Here is a 15,656-nt window from a genome sequence, read left to right as displayed (position 1 = left end):
CCGCCTATGGGAGACACCGCGACGGCCGGCGGGGGGCGCCGAATCCGTGGTTTGGACGCCGACCAGCGACGTGCCCAGCGCCGCGACCAGCTCTTGACCGCGGCGTTCGAGCTGTTTGCGCGGCTGGGCTACGTCAACACCTCGATTGAGCAGATCTGCCAGACGGCCTATGTGGGCAACAAGGCGTTCTACGAGCTGTTCGACAGCAAGGAAGACTGCTACCTCGCGCTGATGCAGGAGACCGCCGCTCGTATCGAGGGACTGGTCGTAGACCAGTTGGCGGCGGCTCCCGCCGGCGAGCCGCAATCGGCAACCGTCCAGCGGGTCTTGTCGGCGATGACCCACGCGTTCGTCGACGATGCCCGGGTGGGTGTGGTGGCGTTCCGGGAATGCACCGGCATCTCGCCACGGGTCGAAGCCCATAGGCGGGAGAACCGCGGGTGGGCTGCCAGGTTCGTTGCGTCGTACTGGCGCAGCATCGCGCCGGCCGGTACGACCGTCGACTATCGCGTGATGGCGGTTGCGGCGGTCGGAGGTGTGTTCGAGCTGATCGTGGACTTCCTGGAATCCGGTGACACGTCGCGGTCGATCGAGGACCTCATCGATGACATGACCTCATTCGTGCTTGCGGTCGGCAACGGACTCCACCTGCCTCTCGGCACCGACTGATCACTGCGCCAGCCCGGCGACGACGCAGTCGACCGTGCTGTGCGCCAGTGCCTGCAGGTCCTGGCGGGGGGTGCCGTGCAACGGCCCGCGCAGGGCCAGTTCGGCGAAACCGTGCACCGCTGACCAGCACGGCCATTCGGCTCCGGCGCGCTGATCTGGTTGCAGGGCACCGGCTTCCGCCATTGCATCGAGGGCATCCACCAGAGCGCGAAACGGCGGCGCGACACTGTCGTTCGCGGTTCCTGTGTCGAGGTTCGCTGAACCGATGAAGAACGCCACGGTGAACCAGCCGGGCTCTTCCAGGGCGAAGTCGATGTAGCCCAGGCCGACCGCGCGTAACCGCTTGCGAGCCCGCGACTGTGCGGAACCGCGTTGCTGGGCCGGTGCGAGCATGCGAGCGGCCATCATCTCCTGGATGGCCAGCGCCACCGCTCCCAACAGCGCTTCGCGATCGGCGAAGTGGCGGTACGCGGCGTTGGGTGACACCCCGGCGCGGCGGGTGGCCGCTCGGATGGTCAGGGCGTCCGGGCCGCCGGTGCGGGTCAGCTGTAGGCCGGCTTCGATCAGCGCGGCCCGCAGATCGCCGTGGTGATAACCGGTCTTCGTCATGGGTTGACAGCTCCCTGAGGTGTAAGTGTACGGTGTGAACATATCCAATGTGTACGCCGTGCACATATGAATGGGGAGTTTGTCATGACGCTGATCTCGGGTATGCCGCCGATCGTGGACGAGACGACCTGGCGAGAAGAATTGGACGCGCTGCGCGTTCGTGAGAAGGCCGCCACCGCTGAACTCGATGCGATCGCCGCGCAGCGCCGCCGTCTGCCGATGGTCGAACTGCCCGACTACGTGTTCGAAGGCGAGGGCGGGCCGATCCGGCTGACCGACGTCTTCGACGGGAAGCGTCAGCTGATCGTCTACCACCACATGTGGACCCCGGGCCAGGAGTGGCAGTGCCCGGGATGCACCGGGTTCAGCTCGCAATTCACCCGGCTGGAGTTCCTGGATGCCTACGACGCGCGATTCGTGATCGTCACCCAGGGATCGATGTCCGAAGCGGCCGACTATAAGCGCCGGGTCGGCAACAAGATGACCTGGTACTCCACTGCCGACAGTCCGTTCGGCGCTGACATGGACGCCCCGCCGGGAGGCGGCTTCGGCTTGAGTGTCTTTCTGCGCCGGGGCGACAAGGTCTACCGCACCTGGCACACCACCGGCCGTGGAATCGAACAGCTCAGCCACTCGTTCCCGCTGCTCGACGTGCTGCCCTACGGCCGCCAAGAGGAATGGCAGGACTCGCCCGACGGCTGGCCGCAGCGCCCCACCTACAGCGGCTGGGCGACCTCGCAGGAGATCGCCCAGGCGTACGGAACTTAGAAAACCCCAACCGCGAAGGAGAGAGATGATCACCACCAAGACCGGCCTGTCCACCATCAGCCTGGTGTGCGTGCCGACGCCCGACCAGGACACCGCGGTGGCGTTCTATGAGTCGCTCGGCTTCGAGAAGCGCACCGACACGCCGTTCCACGGCGGCCACCGCTGGATCGAGGTCTACCCGCCGACCGGCAACACCGGCATCGCGCTCGCGCCGCCGCCGCCGGACAGTGGCCCGGTGGTTCCGGCCGTCACCGGCATCACGCTGACCACTTCCGACATCGACGCCACCCATGCCGCGATGCGCGACCTCGGAATCGACGTCGATGCGCAGGTGGCGCGGATGGGCGAGCCCGTCCCGCCGATGTTCTGGTTCCGCGACCCGACCGGGCACACCCTGATGGTGGTCGAGGCGTAACCCCCGCGCCGAGAAGGAATCTCACGACGGTGGCCCCGCGTGTCGCGTCGTGAGATTCCGTCTCGGCGCCCTGTGGATAGGCGAACGCGCGTATCGGATGTCTCCGGCACGCTTCGGCCATGGACGAATTGGCATGGCCATTTCTGGGGCAGGAGGCGCTGGCCGCCAAGATGATTCCAGAGCGGACCATGCGGACGCTTTACCAGCCGGTCTACCCAGGCGTCTACGCCCCGTGGGGCATCGAGCTCAGCGCGGGACAGCGGGCGAAGGCGGCGTGGCTCTGGTCGCGGCGCCGCGGCATAGTCGCCGGGAACTCCGCAGCGGCGGTGCTGGGTGCCAAGTGGGTGAGCCCCGTCCTGGACGCTGAGTTGGTGTTCGGCAACCACAAGACACCGCCGAAGCTTGTGGTGTACGACGACACGTTGACGCCGGATGAGGCGATGACCATCGACGGGATCAGGGTCACCAGCCCGGCCCGGACGGCGTTCGACATCGGACGGCGAACCCGGTCGCGACTGGCCGGCGTACAGCGGCTTGACGCGTTGGCCAACACCACCGGCATTTCCGTCGATGACGTCGAAGCCGTCATGGCCGCACACTCCGGCGCACGTGACCTGAACCGGTTGCGGCGAATCCTGCCGCTGATGGACGCCGGGGCCGAATCGCCCCAGGAGAGTGGCACCCGGTTGGCGCTGATCGACGCAGGACTGCCGCGGCCGGAGACCCAGATCGTGGTGCGCGACAGCTACGGAGAATTCGTGGCGCGACTCGACATGGGATACCCGCAATTCAAGGTCGGGATCGAATACGACGGTTCGCAACACTGGACAGATCCGAAACAGCGCCAACACGACATCGACCGTCAGGTGGCGCTCGCCGAGCAGGGCTGGGTGATCATCCGGGTCAGCGCCGAGATGCTGCGTTATCGGAGAGCGACGCTGATCGGCCGGGTGGAGGATGCGATGTACGCCGCCGGCTGGCCTGGTCGCCGCACGAGACGGAATCTCACGACGGTGGCCCCGCGTGTCGCGTCGTGAAATTCCGTCTCGGGGTTAGATGACGAAGGAGTTGGCGCTGCGCAGGTGCTCGACCGCTTCGTCGACGATCGAGGTGATCAGCTCGGCACACGACGGCAGGCTGTCCAGGATGCCGGCCACCTGGCCCGACGCGAGTACACCCGCTTCGGTGTTGCCCTCCACCAGACCGGCTTTCAGCAGCATCGGGGTGTTGGCGGCCATCAGCACCTGCGACCAGGTGAGCTCCTTGCCGTGCCGCATCGCCAGACCGTCACGCACCATGGTCGGCCAACTCATGCCAGACATCTTCTTGAACTTGGCGGCGTTGCGGATGGCGGCGCTGAAACCGCGTGCCCGCGAACCACTTTCCAGCTTGTTCACCAGTTCGGTGCGCAGCACCCGGTGCGGCATGCCGTCGACCCGGGTGGACACCACGGTGCCACTGAGGTCGGCGGCCAGGTAGCGCTGCTTGACCGAGTCGGGAACGGTGGAATCGCTGGTCAGCAGGAACCGGGTGCCCATCGCAACACCGGTGGCGCCGTAGGACAGCGCTGCGGCCAGGCCGCGGCCGTCGAAGAAGCCACCGGCGGCGATCACCTGCACGCCGGTACCGGCGACCGCATCGAGCACCGACGGTAGCAGCAGCGTGGTGGCCACCGGGCCGGTGTGTCCGCCACCCTCGCCGCCCTGCACGATCACCGCGTCGGCGCCCCAGGACGCCACCTTCTTGGCGTGCTTGGCCGCGCCGACCGACGGGATCACCACCGAGCCGGCCTCTTTGAGCTTGGCGATCAGCTCGGCCTTGGGGGCCAGTGCGAACGACGCCACCTTGACGCCTTCGCGGATCATCAGGTCCACCCGGTCGCCGGCGTCGGCGCCGTCGGCGCGGATGTTCACCCCGAACGGCTCGTCGGTGGCGGCCTTGACCTTGGCGATCGCAGCGGCCAACTCGTCGATGGTCATGGTCGCCGAGGCCAGGATGCCCAAGCCCCCGGCGTTGGCGGTGGCCGACACCAGCCGGGCGCCCGCGACCCAGCCCATCCCGGTCTGCACCACCGGATGCTCGATACCGACCAGCTCGGTCAGCGGGGTCTTGATGCGGCTCACGCCCGTACCTCTTTGTCCAGCAATGACTTCGGGTCGATGACCTCGCGGATCAGCCGCAGCTCCTCGACCTCGGGCAGCCGGGTCACGGCGGCGTCGGCCAGCCCGTGAATCTCGAACGTGGTGTTCTCGGTGACCTCAGCAGCCGAAACTCCCGGGTGCAGCGAGACCGCACGCATCTGATGCGAGGGGCCGCCGAAGTCGAACACGCCGAGGTTGGTCACCACCCCGCCCAGGTTGAAGAACCGGAACGCCGGGTTGGCCGGGTCCACCTTGTCGTAGCCGATGCCGCAGACGATGTCGACGGCCTCGCAGAACACCCGCGACGAATGTGCGCCCACCCAGTAACTGGTGGTGTGGTTGATGGTGTTGCCCGGCGCCCCGCGGACCCCGAACATCTGCCGGGTCGGCTGCTGCAGCGCACCGAACGCCGACAGGTTCTGGTTGCCGTAGCGGTCGATCTGGTTGGCACCCATGATCACATGGCGCCGGCCCCACGACAGGGTCTCGAAGACCCGGTTGAACGGCATCCAGCCCTCCAGCGCTCCGACCTTGCCGATCGCCGGGGTGTCGGCCAGGATGCGGGCTTCCCCGTCGGTGAGCACCAGGTCGGGGGAGAAGGTCAGCTTGGCAAGGCGGGCGCCCACCGACGGCACCGTGGCCATCGGTGAGGCCATGATCTCGCCGGCGTCGCGGAACAACTCGGCGCAGGCGACGGCGCAGATCTCCGCGCGAGTGGGTGAGTCGGTCATGCTTGCGCCTCCGCTTCGAACTTCTTGACCGCAGCCTGGTAGTCGTCTTCGCTGCCGGACAGGTAGGTGGCCTTGAACTCCGCCCAGGTCTCATCGGAGCGGGCGGCTTCGGCGTAGTGCCGCTGGAATTTCTCGTCGCGCCCGTAATCGGCTGCGCCGATGGTGAAGTGGGCTCCGTTCGGGGCCTTCACCACCTTGTCCACCATCATCCGGTTGATCACCTGAGTCTGCGGCGACGCCGTGGCGACCAGTTCCTCGGTGGACACGATCTTCTCCACCGACAGGAACCGGCGCTGCGCCGACATCAGGAACAGGTCGTCGAAGTACGGGTCGATCCCGGTGTAGGCGGCGTTGCCGCGCTCGTCGCCGAGGTTCATGTGCACGAACGCGGCGTCCAGGTTCAGCGCCGGCATCGCGACCAGGGTTTCATGGCCTCCCTCAACGGGATACGGCGACACCACCGTCTTGAGTTCGCCCTCCCAGAAGTCGATCACCGAGCTGCCCAGCCCGGCGCGGATCGGCAGGAACGGCAGCCGCTGAGCAGCGGCCTGCAGCCCGCAGCGCAGCATCCCCTCGTCCATCTCGCGGGCCTCGATCGCGCCGGTGGTGCGGGCCTTGGAGAACCACGGGTCGTAGAACGGCGGGGAGTCCAGCGAGACGAAGCCGTAGTAGGCCCGCCGCACCTTGCCCGCAGAGCACAGCAGTCCCAGGTCCGGTCCGCCGTAGCTGACCACGGTCAGGTCCTTGACTCCGGTGCGCAGGATGGCGCGGACGAACGCCATCGGCTTACGCCGGGAGCCCCAGCCGCCGATGCCGATCGTCATGCCGTCGCGCAGCTCGGCGACGGCCTCATCCAGGGTGGTCAGCTTGCTCATTTCTTGGCGCCCTTCTCGGTACCGGCGAAGGAGTCGCGGTGCTCGTCGGCCACACCGGAGAGGTTGAGTTCGAAGGTGAAGCCCTGCTCCATCCGGTAGCTGGAGTTGACCTTCTGTACGTCAATGAGGTTCAGCGCCTCCTTGGCGGCCCGGATCACCCGGGTGTCCTTGGACGCGATGTCGCGGGCCACCCGCAGCGCGGCCTCGTCCAGCTCGGCGCGCGGCACAACCTCGTGCACCGACCCGTAGTCGGCCAGGACCGAGGCGGGGACCGTGGCTGCGGTGTAGAACAGCCGGCGCATCATGTGCTGCGGCACCAGCCGGGACAGGTGGGTGGCCGCGCCCAGGGCGCCGCGCTCCACCTCCGGCAGGCCGAACTTGGCGTCGTCGGAGGCGACGATGACGTCGGCGTTGCCGACCAGGCCGATGCCCCCGCCCACGCAGAAGCCGTTGACTGCGGCGATCACCGGCACCGCGCACTCGTAGACGGCCTTGAACGCGGCGAAGCAGCCGCGGTTGGCGTCGATCAGTGCGGTGAAGCCCTCGGTGTTCTGCATCTCCTTGATGTCGACGCCGGCGTTGAAGCCGCGACCTTCGGCCCGCAGGATCACCACGTGGGTGGACATGTCGTTGCCGGCGGCGGTGATGACCTCGCCCAGTTCGAACCAGGCCCGCGAGGGCAGGGCGTTGACCGGCGGGAAGTCGACGGTGACCGCGACGATCCCCGGCTCGACGGTGTTTTGAGCGATTGGCATTTTAAAAATCCTGCGCTTTCCCTGTCGTTTCGGGGCCGTGGTTCCTGAGCAAGCACTTGCTTGGTACGCTAGCACAGTGCATGAGGCGATCAACCTGGGATTGACCGGCAAGGTGGTCCTGGTGACCGGTGGCGTTCGAGGGGTCGGTGCCGGCATCAGCAAGGTGTTCGCCGATCAGGGCGCAACGGTCGTGACGTGCGCACGACGGCCCGCCCCAAACCCAGCGGGCCTGCCGTACGAGTTCCATTCCTGCGACGTCCGCGACGACGACGCGGTCCGCGGCATGGTCGAGGCGATCGTGGCCACGCACGGCCGGATCGACACGGTGGTCAACAACGCCGGTGGCTCGCCGTTCGCGTTGGCCGCCGACGCCTCGGCCAACTTCAGCCGCAAGATCATCGAACTGAATCTGCTCAGCGCCCTGTACGTGTCGACGCACGCCAACGCGGCCATGCAGACCCAGGACACCGGCGGCTCGATCGTCAACATCACCAGCGTCAGCGGCCGGCGCCCGTCGCCGGGCACCGCTGCCTACGGCGCGGCCAAGGCCGGGGTGGACAGCCTCACCACGTCACTGGCCGTCGAATGGGCGCCGAAGGTACGGGTGAACTCGATCGTGGTCGGCATGGTCGAGACCGAGCAGTCCGAACTGTTCTACGGTGACGCCGAATCGGTGGCCGCCGTCGGTGCCACCGTCCCGCTGGGCCGGCTGGCCAAGCCGTCCGAAATCGGTTGGACGGCAGCATTTCTGGCCTCCGATCTGGCGTCGTATGTCAGTGGCGCCAGCCTTACCGTGCACGGCGGCGGCGAGAACCCCGCCTACCTCAACGCATCCAGCGCTAACAAGTAGGTCGACCCCAAAAAAAGGAGACAGCACTCATGGGACTTCTTGACGGCCGCGTGGTCATCGTCACCGGAGCGGGCGGTGGAATCGGCCGGGAGCATGCGCTGGCCTTCGCCGCCGAGGGCGCCCGAGTGGTGGTCAACGACATCGGCGTCGGGCTGGACGGCTCGCCGGCCGGCGGCGGCAGCGCCGCCCAGAACGTGGTCGACGAGATCGTCGCCGCCGGCGGCGAAGCCGTCGCCAACGGCTCGAACGTAGCCGACTGGGGCCAGGCCGAAGCTCTGATCAAGCAGGCTGTCGACACCTACGGCACGCTCGACGTGCTGGTGAACAACGCCGGCATCGTTCGCGACCGGATGTTCGCCAACGCCACCGAAGACGAATTCGACGCCGTCACCGCGGTGCACCTCAAGGGCCACTTCGCCACCATGAAGCACGCCGCGGCATACTGGCGGGCCAAGTCCAAGGCCGGCGAGACCGTCGATGCGCGCATCATCAACACCAGCTCGGGCGCCGGCCTGCAGGGCAGCGTCGGGCAGGCCACCTACAGCGCCTCCAAGGCCGGCATCGCCGCGCTGACCCTGGTCGCCGCCGCCGAGATGGGCCGCTACGGCGTCACCGCCAACGCCATCGCGCCGTCGGCCCGTACCCGCATGACCGAGACCGTCTTCGCCGAGATGATGGCCACCCAGGACGCGGCGTTCGACACCATGGCCGCGGAGAACGTCAGCCCGCTGGTGGTCTGGCTGGGCAGCGTGGAGTCAAAAGAGGTCACCGGCAAGGTGTTCGAGGTCGAGGGCGGCAAGATCCGCGTCGCCGAGGGCTGGGCGCACGGGCCGGAGATCGACAAGGGCGCCAAGTGGGACCCGGCCGAGTTGGGGCCCGTCGTCACCGACCTGCTGGCCAAGTCCCGGACGCCGGTGCCGGTCTACGGGGCCTGACCCCGACCGGCACCACGGCCCGGGCGCCTAGGGGTCGCAGATGATGATCGCGATCTCCCGGTCGGCCCAGGCACGGTAGTTGGCGAAGTCCGGGTACATCGCGTCGAGCTTCGGCCAGTAGTCGGCGCGCTCGGCCTCGGTCGCGTCCCGGCTCCGCAGGGCCAGCACCTCGTTGCGGATCCGGAAGGTCACCTTCGGGTTGGCCCGCAGGTTCAGGTACCACATCGGGTGGCCGGACCGCCCGCCCTGGGAGGCCACCAGGATCACCCGGTCACCTTCCCGCAGGAACAGCAGCGGGGTCTCACGCGGTTCGCCGGTCTTGCGCCCGATGGTGGTGAGGATCCCGACGTCGGGAACGTCGTCGCCGAATCGCTTGGTGCCCATCCGCCACTTGCCGCCGATCCGGCCGCCGGTCACCTTGTAGGCCGCGGTGTTGGCCCGCGACATCCACTTGATGATGGTGCCGGTGATCGGCGAGTCGAGTGCCTTCGGCTTCTCTGGCGTGGTCACGTCGGCAACTCTAACGCTGGATGAAGGGACGGATGCCGGCGCGGATGTGGTGGATGACGGCGGTGCCGTCCGGGCTGTCGGCCGGGATCCGGAAGACCTCGTCGACATGCGAGCAGACGCGCATCCCGAACAGCGACGGCTTGGTGATGATGTCGTAGACCGCCCGCACCTCGTCGCCGTCGATGCTGTACTTCGGCAGCGTGGCCGCCGAGATCAGCTTGAACTGCGGCCCGCGATTCAGGCTGCGGTGCAGGTGTTTACCGGAGAAGCCTGTCTTGAGGCCGACCTCGATGCGGGTGCAGTCGTCGGTGAACCGGACCGCGGAGGAGTCGTGACTGACCAGCGCGTCGATGTAGGCCTGGGCGGCCGCGATGCGGTCGGCTTCTGATACGGCTGCCACTAGATGCGCTCGATGATGGTGCCGGTGGACAGCGCCCCGCCGGCACACATGGTGATCAGTGCGGTCGACTTGTCGCTGCGCTCGAGTTCGTGCAGCGCGGTGGTGATCAGCCGGCTGCCGGTGGAACCCACCGGGTGACCCAGCGCGATCGCCCCGCCGTTGACGTTGACCCGGTCCATGTCCGGCTTGTGCACCGCCGCCCAGGACAGCACCACCGAGGCGAACGCCTCGTTGATCTCGACCAGGTCGATGTCGCCCATCTTCATCCCGGCCTTCTCGAGCACCTTGGCGGTGGACTGCACCGGGCCGTCCAGGTGGTAGTAGGGCTCGGCGCCGACGTTGGCCTGGCTGATGATCCGGGCCCGCGGTCGCAAACCGAGGGCTTTGGCCTTGTCCTCGTCCATCCAGAGCACCGCGGCCGCGCCGTCGGAGATCTGCGAGGAGGTGCCGGCGGTGTGGATGCCGCCCTCGATCACCGGATTCAGCTTGGCCAGGCCTTCGATCGTGGTGTCGCGCAGGCCCTGGTCCCGGCTGACCATGTGCAGCTCGGCGGTGGGCTGCTTGTTCTCGTCGATCACCGGGGCCGAGATGGCGGAGATCTCCCGGTCGAACCGCCCTTCGGCCCAGGCCTGCTTGGCCCGCTCCTGGGACCGCAGCCCGAGCGCGTCCACGTCGGCGCGGGTGATGCCGCGGCGCTTGGCGATCCGCTCGGCGGCGGTGAACTGGTCGGGCAGGTCGATGTCCCACGACGCCGCGCGGGCGCCGCCGCCGTTTGCGCCCAGCGGGACGCGGCTCATCGCCTCGATACCGCAGGCGATGCCGACGTCGATGGCGCCAACGGAGATCAGCCCGGCGATCAGATGGTTGGCCTGCTGCGCGCTGCCGCACTGGCAGTCGACACTGGTGGCGCCGACATGCTCGGGCAGCCCGGCGACCAGCCAGGACTGCCGGGTGACGTTGTTGCCCTGCTCCCCGAACTGGGTGACGCAGCCGCCGATCACCTGCTCTACGCTGCCCGGGTCAATACCGGCTTTGGCGATCAAGGCCTTCTGGACCGCGCCGAGTAGTTCGGTGGCGTGCAGGCCGGACAGCCAGCCGTTACGTTTGCCGATGGGGCTGCGAGTGGCTTCAACGATGACAGGATTACCCATGCGGCCAGGCTAGAACACGTTTCATTAGTCTGACAAGCGACGATGGCTGGGGGCCTTTGTTCTATGGTGAGGCCATGTTCTACTGCTACTAGAACGCGTTGCAATTAGGAGACTGCCGATGTCGAATGTGAAGCTGCCGCCCGGGTTCGACCTCACCGACCCGGCGATCTACGCCGAGCGACTCCCGGACGCGGAGTTCGCCGAACTGCGGGCCGGCGCACCGATCAGCTGGATCGAGCAGCCGGACGACCGCAGCGGCGGTTTCAAAGACGGCGGCTACTGGGCGATCACCAGCCATCACGACGTCAAAGAAGTGTCCCGTCTCGACGATGTCTTCTCCAGCGAGATCAACGGGGCCATCCCGCGCTACAACGACGACATCGAGCGGGAGAACATCGACGTCGGCCGGCTGCTGATGCTCAACCAGGACGCGCCGCGGCATACCCGGCTGCGCCGGATCGTCTCGCGCGGTTTCACCCCGCGCCACATCCTGCCGCTGCGCGACGAGCTGGAGCAGCGCGCGCAGGGCATCGCGAAAGAGGCGCTGGCCCGCGGCTCGGGTGACTTCGTGGTGGAGGTGGCCTCCGAGTTGCCGCTGCAGGCCATCGCCGGGCTGATGGGGGTGCCGCAGGAGGACCGCGGCAAGCTCTTCGAGTGGACCAACCAGATGACGTCCTACGACGACCCGGAGTACGCCCACTACGACCCGGCCACCTCGTCGATGGAGATCATCGCCTACGGCCTGCAACTGGCTGAGGGCAAGCGGCAGAACCCGGGCAAAGACATCGTCACCACGCTGATCGAGGCGGACATCGACGGCGAGAAGCTCAACGACGACGAGCTCGGCTTCTTCATCATCCTGCTGGCGGTGGCCGGCAGCGAGACCACTCGCAACTCGATCACCCAGGGCATGATGGCGTTCACCGAGAACCCTGAGCAGTGGGAGATCTTCAAGGCCCAGCGCCCCGAGACCACCGCCGACGAGGTGGTCCGCTGGGCCACCCCGGTGACCTCGTTCCAGCGCACTGCCACCCGCGACTACGAGCTGTCCGGGGTGAACATCAAAGCGGGGCAGCGAGTGGTGATGTTCTACCGTTCGGCCAACTTCGATCCCGAGGTGTTCGACAACCCGCAGCAGTTCAACATCCTGCGTGACCCCAACCCGCACGTCGGCTTCGGCGGAACCGGGGCGCACTACTGCATCGGCACCCACTTGGCCCGCATGACCGTCGGCCTGATGTTCAACGCCATCGCCGACCACATCCCCGATCTCACGCCGCTGAGCAAGCCGGAGCGCCTGCGGTCGGGCTGGCTCAACGGGATCAAGCACTGGCAGGTCGACTACACCGGCAAGTCTGCCGCGGTCTGAGCACTCCAATCGAGAAGAAGGTGAGTTCGTCTATGTCCAGTGCGCCCCTGCCGCCCGGGTTCGACTTCCTCAACCCGGACCTGATCGCCAAGGGCATCCCCGAGCAGGAGTTCGCGCAACTGCGCAAATCGGCCCCCGTCTGCTGGATCGAACAGGCCCCCGGCAAGGGCGGCGGATTCAACGACGGCGGCTACTGGGCCGTCACCAAACTCGCTGACGTCAAAGAGGTTTCGCTGCGCAGCGACGTCTTCTCCAGCTTCGAGAACTGCGTGATCCCCAGGTTCCCCGACGACATGGCCCGGGAGAACATCGAGGTTCAGCGGTTCGTGATGCTCAACATGGACGCACCGCACCACACCCGGCTCCGCCGGATCATCTCGCGCGGCTTCACGCCGCGGGCCATCGGCCGGTTGCAAGAGGAACTTCACCAGCGGGCCCAGTCGATCGTCAAGGAGGCCGCCGCTGCCGGGTCCGGCGACTTCGTCGAGCAGGTGTCCTGCGAGCTGCCGCTGCAGGCGATCGCCGGACTGCTCGGGGTGCCGCAGGAGGACCGCGACAAGCTGTTCCAGTGGTCGAACGAGATGACCGGCAGCGAGGACCCGGAGTACGCCGACATCGACCCGCAGATGTCGTCGGTGGAATTGATCCAGTACGCCATGCAGCTGGCCGCGGCCAAGGCGGAGAACCCGGGTGAGGACATCGTCACCACGCTGATCAACGCCGACATCGACGGCGAGAAACTCTCCGACGACGAGTTCGGCTTCTTCGTGGTGATGCTGGCGGTGGCCGGCAACGAGACCACTCGCAACTCGATCACCCATGGCATGATCGCCTTCTCCGAGCACCCCGACCAGTGGGAGCTGTTCAAGAAAGAGCGCCCCAAGACCACCGCGGACGAGATCGTGCGGTGGGCCTCCCCGGTGATCTGCTTCCAGCGCACCGCCCTGGAGGACTACGAGTTGTCCGGTGCGCAGATCAAGAAGGGGCAGCGGGTGGTGATGTTCTACCGCTCGGCCAACTTCGACGAGGAGGCGTTCGACGAGCCGCAGCGTTTCAACATCCTGCGCGACCCCAACCCGCACGTCGGCTTCGGCGGCACCGGGGCGCACTACTGCATCGGCACTCACCTGGCCCGGCTGACGATCGACCTGATCTTCAACGCGGTGGCCGACCACGTCCCGGACCTGGGGCCGCTGGCCGCACCGGAGCGGTTGCGGTCGGGATGGCTCAACGGCATCAAGCACTGGCAGATGGACTACACCGGCAAATGTCCGGTGGCTCACTAGATTCAAGGAGATTTTGGGGTGGACTTCAGTCCCGATCCGGAACAGCAGGCCGTCGCCGACGTAGTCACGTCGGTGCTCGACCGCGACAACAGTTGGGAGGCGCTGGTCGCCGGGGGAGTGACCGCGCTGGCGGTGCCCGAGCGGCTCGGTGGTGACGGCGTCGGACTGTCCGAGGTGGCCACGGCGCTCACCGAGATCGGCCGGCACGGGACCATCAGCCCCGCACTGGCCACGCTCGGTCTCGGGCTGGTTCCGCTGCTGGACCTGGCCTCTGACGCCCAGCAGGACCGCTACCTGGCCGGGGTGGCCAAGGGTGCGGTGCTTACGGCCGCGCTCGACGAGCCCGCCGCGGCACTGCCTGAGCGGCCCGCGGTCACGTTGGCCAGTAACCGGTTGTCCGGCACCAAGATCGGCGTGGCCTACGCAGAGCAGGCCGAGTGGATCCTGGTCACCGCCGACACCGGGGTGGCAGTCATCTCGGCCAAGGCCGACGGCGTGCAGCTGACCAAGACGCCGACCGCCAACCACAGCGACGAGTACGTGGTGGTCTTCACCGACGCCGAGGTCGACTCGGTGCTCGACGGCGCGACCGTGTCCCGGGTCAACGAACTGGCGCTGGCCATGATCGGGGCGTTCGCGTCCGGCCTGGTGGCCGGAGCGCTGCGGCTCACCGCCGACTACGTCGGCAGCCGCGAGCAGTTCGGCCGGCCACTGTCCACCTTCCAGACGGTGGCCGCCCAGCTGTCGGAGGTCTACATCGTCTCGCGCACACTCACTTTGGCGGCGACGTCGGTGGTGTGGCGGCTGGCCAACGGACTGGACACCGAAGACGACCTCGCGGTCCTCGGTTACTGGGTCACCTCGCAGGCGCCGCCGGTGATGCAGCTCTGCCACCACCTGCACGGCGGGATGGGGATGGACGTGGACTACCCGATGGACCGCTACTACTCCTCGATCAAGGACCTGAACCGCCTACTGGGTGGCCGGTCAAATCGTCTCGAAACCCTTGGAGCGCAATGTTCGTCGATCTGACCCCCGAGCAGCGCAAGCTGCAAATCGAGTTGCGCGAATACTTCGCCACCCTCATCAAGCCCGACGAGGCCAAGTCGATGGACTCCGACCGGCACAGCAACGCGTACCGGGACGTGATCCGGCGGATGGGCCGTGACGGCAAGCTCGGTGTCGGCTGGCCCAAGGAGTTCGGCGGTCTGGGCTTCGGACCGATCGAGCAGCAGATCTTCGTCAACGAGGCGCAGCGCGCCGACATCCCGCTGCCGGCGGTGACGCTGCAGACCGTCGGCCCGACCCTGCAGGTGTACGGCAACGAGGCGCAGAAGAAGAAGTTCCTGCCCGCGATCCTCGCCGGCGAAGTGCATTTCGCGATCGGCTACACCGAACCTGAGGCCGGCACCGACCTGGCGTCGTTGCGCACTACCGCGGTTCGCGACGGCGACCACTACATCATCAATGGGCAGAAGGTGTTCACCACCGGTGCGCACGACGCCGACTACATCTGGCTGGCGGCCCGCACCGACCCGACCGCGGTGAAGCACAAGGGAATCTCGATCTTCATCGTCGACACCAAGGACCCGGGCTACTCGTGGACCCCGATGATCCTGTCCGACGGCGCGCACCACACCAACGCGACTTATTACAACGACGTCCGGGTGCCCGCCGACATGCTGGTCGGCGAGGAGAACGGTGGCTGGCGGCTGATCACCACCCAGCTCAACAACGAGCGGGTCATGCTCGGTCCGGCCGGCCGGTTCGGCGCCATCTACGACAAGGTGCACGCCTGGGCCACCACACCCGGCGGCGACGGCGTCAGGCCGATCAGCCATGACGCGGTCAAGCGCGGCCTCGGCGAGATCCATGCCATGTTCCGCATCAACGAGTTGCTGAACTGGCAGGTAGCCGCGGCAGGCGAGATCATCGAGGTCGCCGACGCCGCGGCCACCAAGGTGTTCGGCACCGAACGCATCCAGTACGCCGGCCGGCTGGCCGAGGAGATCGTCGGCTGCCACGGCAACCCGGCCGACCCGGCGACCGCGGAGTTGTTGCGCTGGCTGGACGTGCAGACCAAGCGCAACCTGGTGATCACCTTCGGCGGCGGCGTCAACGAGGTGATGCGGGAGATGATCGCCGCTTCCGGCCTCAAAGTCCCGCGGGTGCCCCGATGAGTCGAGGAGAGC

18 protein-coding genes are annotated in these 15,656 nt (G+C 67.4%); 10 read left to right on the top strand and 8 right to left on the bottom strand.

Annotation, left to right across the window (positions count from 1 at the left end; translation table 11 throughout):
* The first annotated feature begins 6 nt into the window (after nt 1-6).
* Complete coding sequence (locus K6T84_RS13510) at nt 7-669, top strand: TetR/AcrR family transcriptional regulator (RefSeq protein WP_225397389.1); 663 nt, start codon at nt 7-9, stop codon at nt 667-669.
* Here the strand turns inward: K6T84_RS13510 and K6T84_RS13505 are convergent, their stop codons facing one another.
* A complete protein-coding gene (locus tag K6T84_RS13505; RefSeq protein ID WP_225400801.1) occupies nt 670-1,278 on the bottom strand; it encodes a TetR/AcrR family transcriptional regulator in 609 nt (202 codons plus the stop codon).
* An 84-nt stretch (nt 1,279-1,362) separates the two neighbouring features.
* On the opposite strand from K6T84_RS13505, the gene K6T84_RS13500 reads away from it, so the two are divergent.
* The 3 genes from K6T84_RS13500 to K6T84_RS13490 all read left to right on the top strand — a co-directional run bounded on the left by K6T84_RS13500 (nt 1,363) and on the right by K6T84_RS13490 (nt 3,498).
* Complete coding sequence (locus K6T84_RS13500; RefSeq protein ID WP_225400800.1) at nt 1,363-2,046, top strand: DUF899 domain-containing protein; 684 nt, start codon at nt 1,363-1,365, stop codon at nt 2,044-2,046.
* Nucleotides 2,047-2,071: 25 nt separating this feature from the next.
* Nucleotides 2,072-2,461 (top strand): VOC family protein, encoded by a 390-nt coding sequence (locus K6T84_RS13495; RefSeq protein WP_224863055.1) that lies wholly within the window; start codon nt 2,072-2,074, stop codon nt 2,459-2,461.
* Nucleotides 2,462-2,580: 119 nt separating this feature from the next.
* Complete coding sequence (locus tag K6T84_RS13490; RefSeq protein WP_225400799.1) at nt 2,581-3,498, top strand: type IV toxin-antitoxin system AbiEi family antitoxin; 918 nt, start codon at nt 2,581-2,583, stop codon at nt 3,496-3,498.
* Nucleotides 3,499-3,513: 15 nt separating this feature from the next.
* Here K6T84_RS13490 and ipdC read toward each other — a convergent pair whose 3' ends face one another.
* Genes ipdC through echA20 form a run of 4 tightly spaced genes read right to left on the bottom strand, consistent with a single transcriptional unit; the run spans nt 3,514 to nt 6,963 of the window.
* Nucleotides 3,514-4,584 (bottom strand): (3aS,4S,5R,7aS)-5-hydroxy-7a-methyl-1-oxo-octahydro-1H-indene-4-carboxyl-CoA dehydrogenase, encoded by a 1,071-nt coding sequence (gene ipdC, locus K6T84_RS13485; protein WP_225400798.1) that lies wholly within the window; start codon nt 4,582-4,584, stop codon nt 3,514-3,516.
* Nucleotides 4,581-5,333, bottom strand: a complete 753-nt coding sequence (gene ipdB, locus K6T84_RS13480) for a cholesterol ring-cleaving hydrolase subunit IpdB (protein WP_225400797.1) — start codon at nt 5,331-5,333, stop codon at nt 4,581-4,583. Before ipdB ends, ipdC begins: the two co-directional genes overlap by 4 nt.
* Nucleotides 5,330-6,208: a CoA transferase subunit A gene (locus tag K6T84_RS13475; RefSeq protein ID WP_224863047.1), complete on the bottom strand. Its 879-nt coding sequence runs from the start codon at nt 6,206-6,208 to the stop codon at nt 5,330-5,332. Before K6T84_RS13475 ends, ipdB begins: the two co-directional genes overlap by 4 nt.
* The gene (echA20, locus tag K6T84_RS13470; protein ID WP_224863045.1) at nt 6,205-6,963 is read right to left on the bottom strand and encodes a (7aS)-7a-methyl-1,5-dioxo-2,3,5,6,7,7a-hexahydro-1H-indene-carboxyl-CoA hydrolase; all 759 of its coding nucleotides are present in this window, start codon (nt 6,961-6,963) and stop codon (nt 6,205-6,207) included. Before echA20 ends, K6T84_RS13475 begins: the two co-directional genes overlap by 4 nt.
* A 76-nt stretch (nt 6,964-7,039) precedes the next feature.
* Between echA20 and K6T84_RS13465 the strand changes: the two genes are divergently transcribed.
* Both K6T84_RS13465 and K6T84_RS13460 read left to right on the top strand, forming a co-directional pair.
* Nucleotides 7,040-7,813 carry an SDR family oxidoreductase gene (locus K6T84_RS13465; protein ID WP_224863043.1) on the top strand — a complete coding sequence of 258 codons (774 nt, stop codon included), beginning with the start codon at nt 7,040-7,042 and terminating at the stop codon, nt 7,811-7,813.
* Between the two features lie 29 nt (nt 7,814-7,842).
* On the top strand, nt 7,843-8,748 hold the full coding sequence (locus K6T84_RS13460) for an SDR family oxidoreductase (RefSeq protein ID WP_224863041.1): 906 nt from the start codon (nt 7,843-7,845) through the stop codon (nt 8,746-8,748).
* Between the two features lie 27 nt (nt 8,749-8,775).
* On the opposite strand, the gene K6T84_RS13455 is transcribed toward K6T84_RS13460, so the two are convergent.
* Genes K6T84_RS13455 through K6T84_RS13445 form a run of 3 tightly spaced genes read right to left on the bottom strand, consistent with a single transcriptional unit; the run spans nt 8,776 to nt 10,809 of the window.
* A complete protein-coding gene (locus K6T84_RS13455) occupies nt 8,776-9,258 on the bottom strand; it encodes a nitroreductase family deazaflavin-dependent oxidoreductase (protein ID WP_304621283.1) in 483 nt (160 codons plus the stop codon).
* Between the two features lie 10 nt (nt 9,259-9,268).
* Complete coding sequence (locus K6T84_RS13450) at nt 9,269-9,658, bottom strand: DUF8021 domain-containing protein (RefSeq protein ID WP_224863039.1); 390 nt, start codon at nt 9,656-9,658, stop codon at nt 9,269-9,271.
* Nucleotides 9,658-10,809, bottom strand: a complete 1,152-nt coding sequence (locus K6T84_RS13445) for a steroid 3-ketoacyl-CoA thiolase (RefSeq protein ID WP_225400796.1) — start codon at nt 10,807-10,809, stop codon at nt 9,658-9,660. Before K6T84_RS13445 ends, K6T84_RS13450 begins: the two co-directional genes overlap by 1 nt.
* A 118-nt stretch (nt 10,810-10,927) precedes the next feature.
* Between K6T84_RS13445 and K6T84_RS13440 the strand changes: the two genes are divergently transcribed.
* Genes K6T84_RS13440 through fadE29 form a run of 4 tightly spaced genes read left to right on the top strand, consistent with a single transcriptional unit; the run spans nt 10,928 to nt 15,644 of the window.
* A complete protein-coding gene (locus K6T84_RS13440; RefSeq protein ID WP_225400795.1) occupies nt 10,928-12,178 on the top strand; it encodes a cytochrome P450 in 1,251 nt (416 codons plus the stop codon).
* Between the two features lie 32 nt (nt 12,179-12,210).
* Nucleotides 12,211-13,464, top strand: a complete 1,254-nt coding sequence (locus K6T84_RS13435) for a cytochrome P450 (protein WP_224863033.1) — start codon at nt 12,211-12,213, stop codon at nt 13,462-13,464.
* An 18-nt stretch (nt 13,465-13,482) separates the two neighbouring features.
* Entirely contained in the window at nt 13,483-14,496 is a 1,014-nt protein-coding gene (locus K6T84_RS13430) for an acyl-CoA dehydrogenase family protein (RefSeq protein WP_224863031.1), read from the top strand.
* The gene (gene fadE29, locus K6T84_RS13425) at nt 14,481-15,644 is read left to right on the top strand and encodes an acyl-CoA dehydrogenase FadE29 (RefSeq protein WP_224863029.1); all 1,164 of its coding nucleotides are present in this window, start codon (nt 14,481-14,483) and stop codon (nt 15,642-15,644) included. The genes K6T84_RS13430 and fadE29 overlap by 16 nt, the downstream gene beginning before the upstream one ends.
* Nucleotides 15,645-15,656 lie beyond the last annotated feature (12 nt).

This window comes from Mycobacterium zoologicum (assembly GCF_020181635.2).
In the GTDB taxonomy this organism is placed as follows: domain Bacteria; phylum Actinomycetota; class Actinomycetes; order Mycobacteriales; family Mycobacteriaceae; genus Mycobacterium; species Mycobacterium zoologicum.
This window is presented reverse-complemented; position numbering and strand designations above follow the sequence as displayed.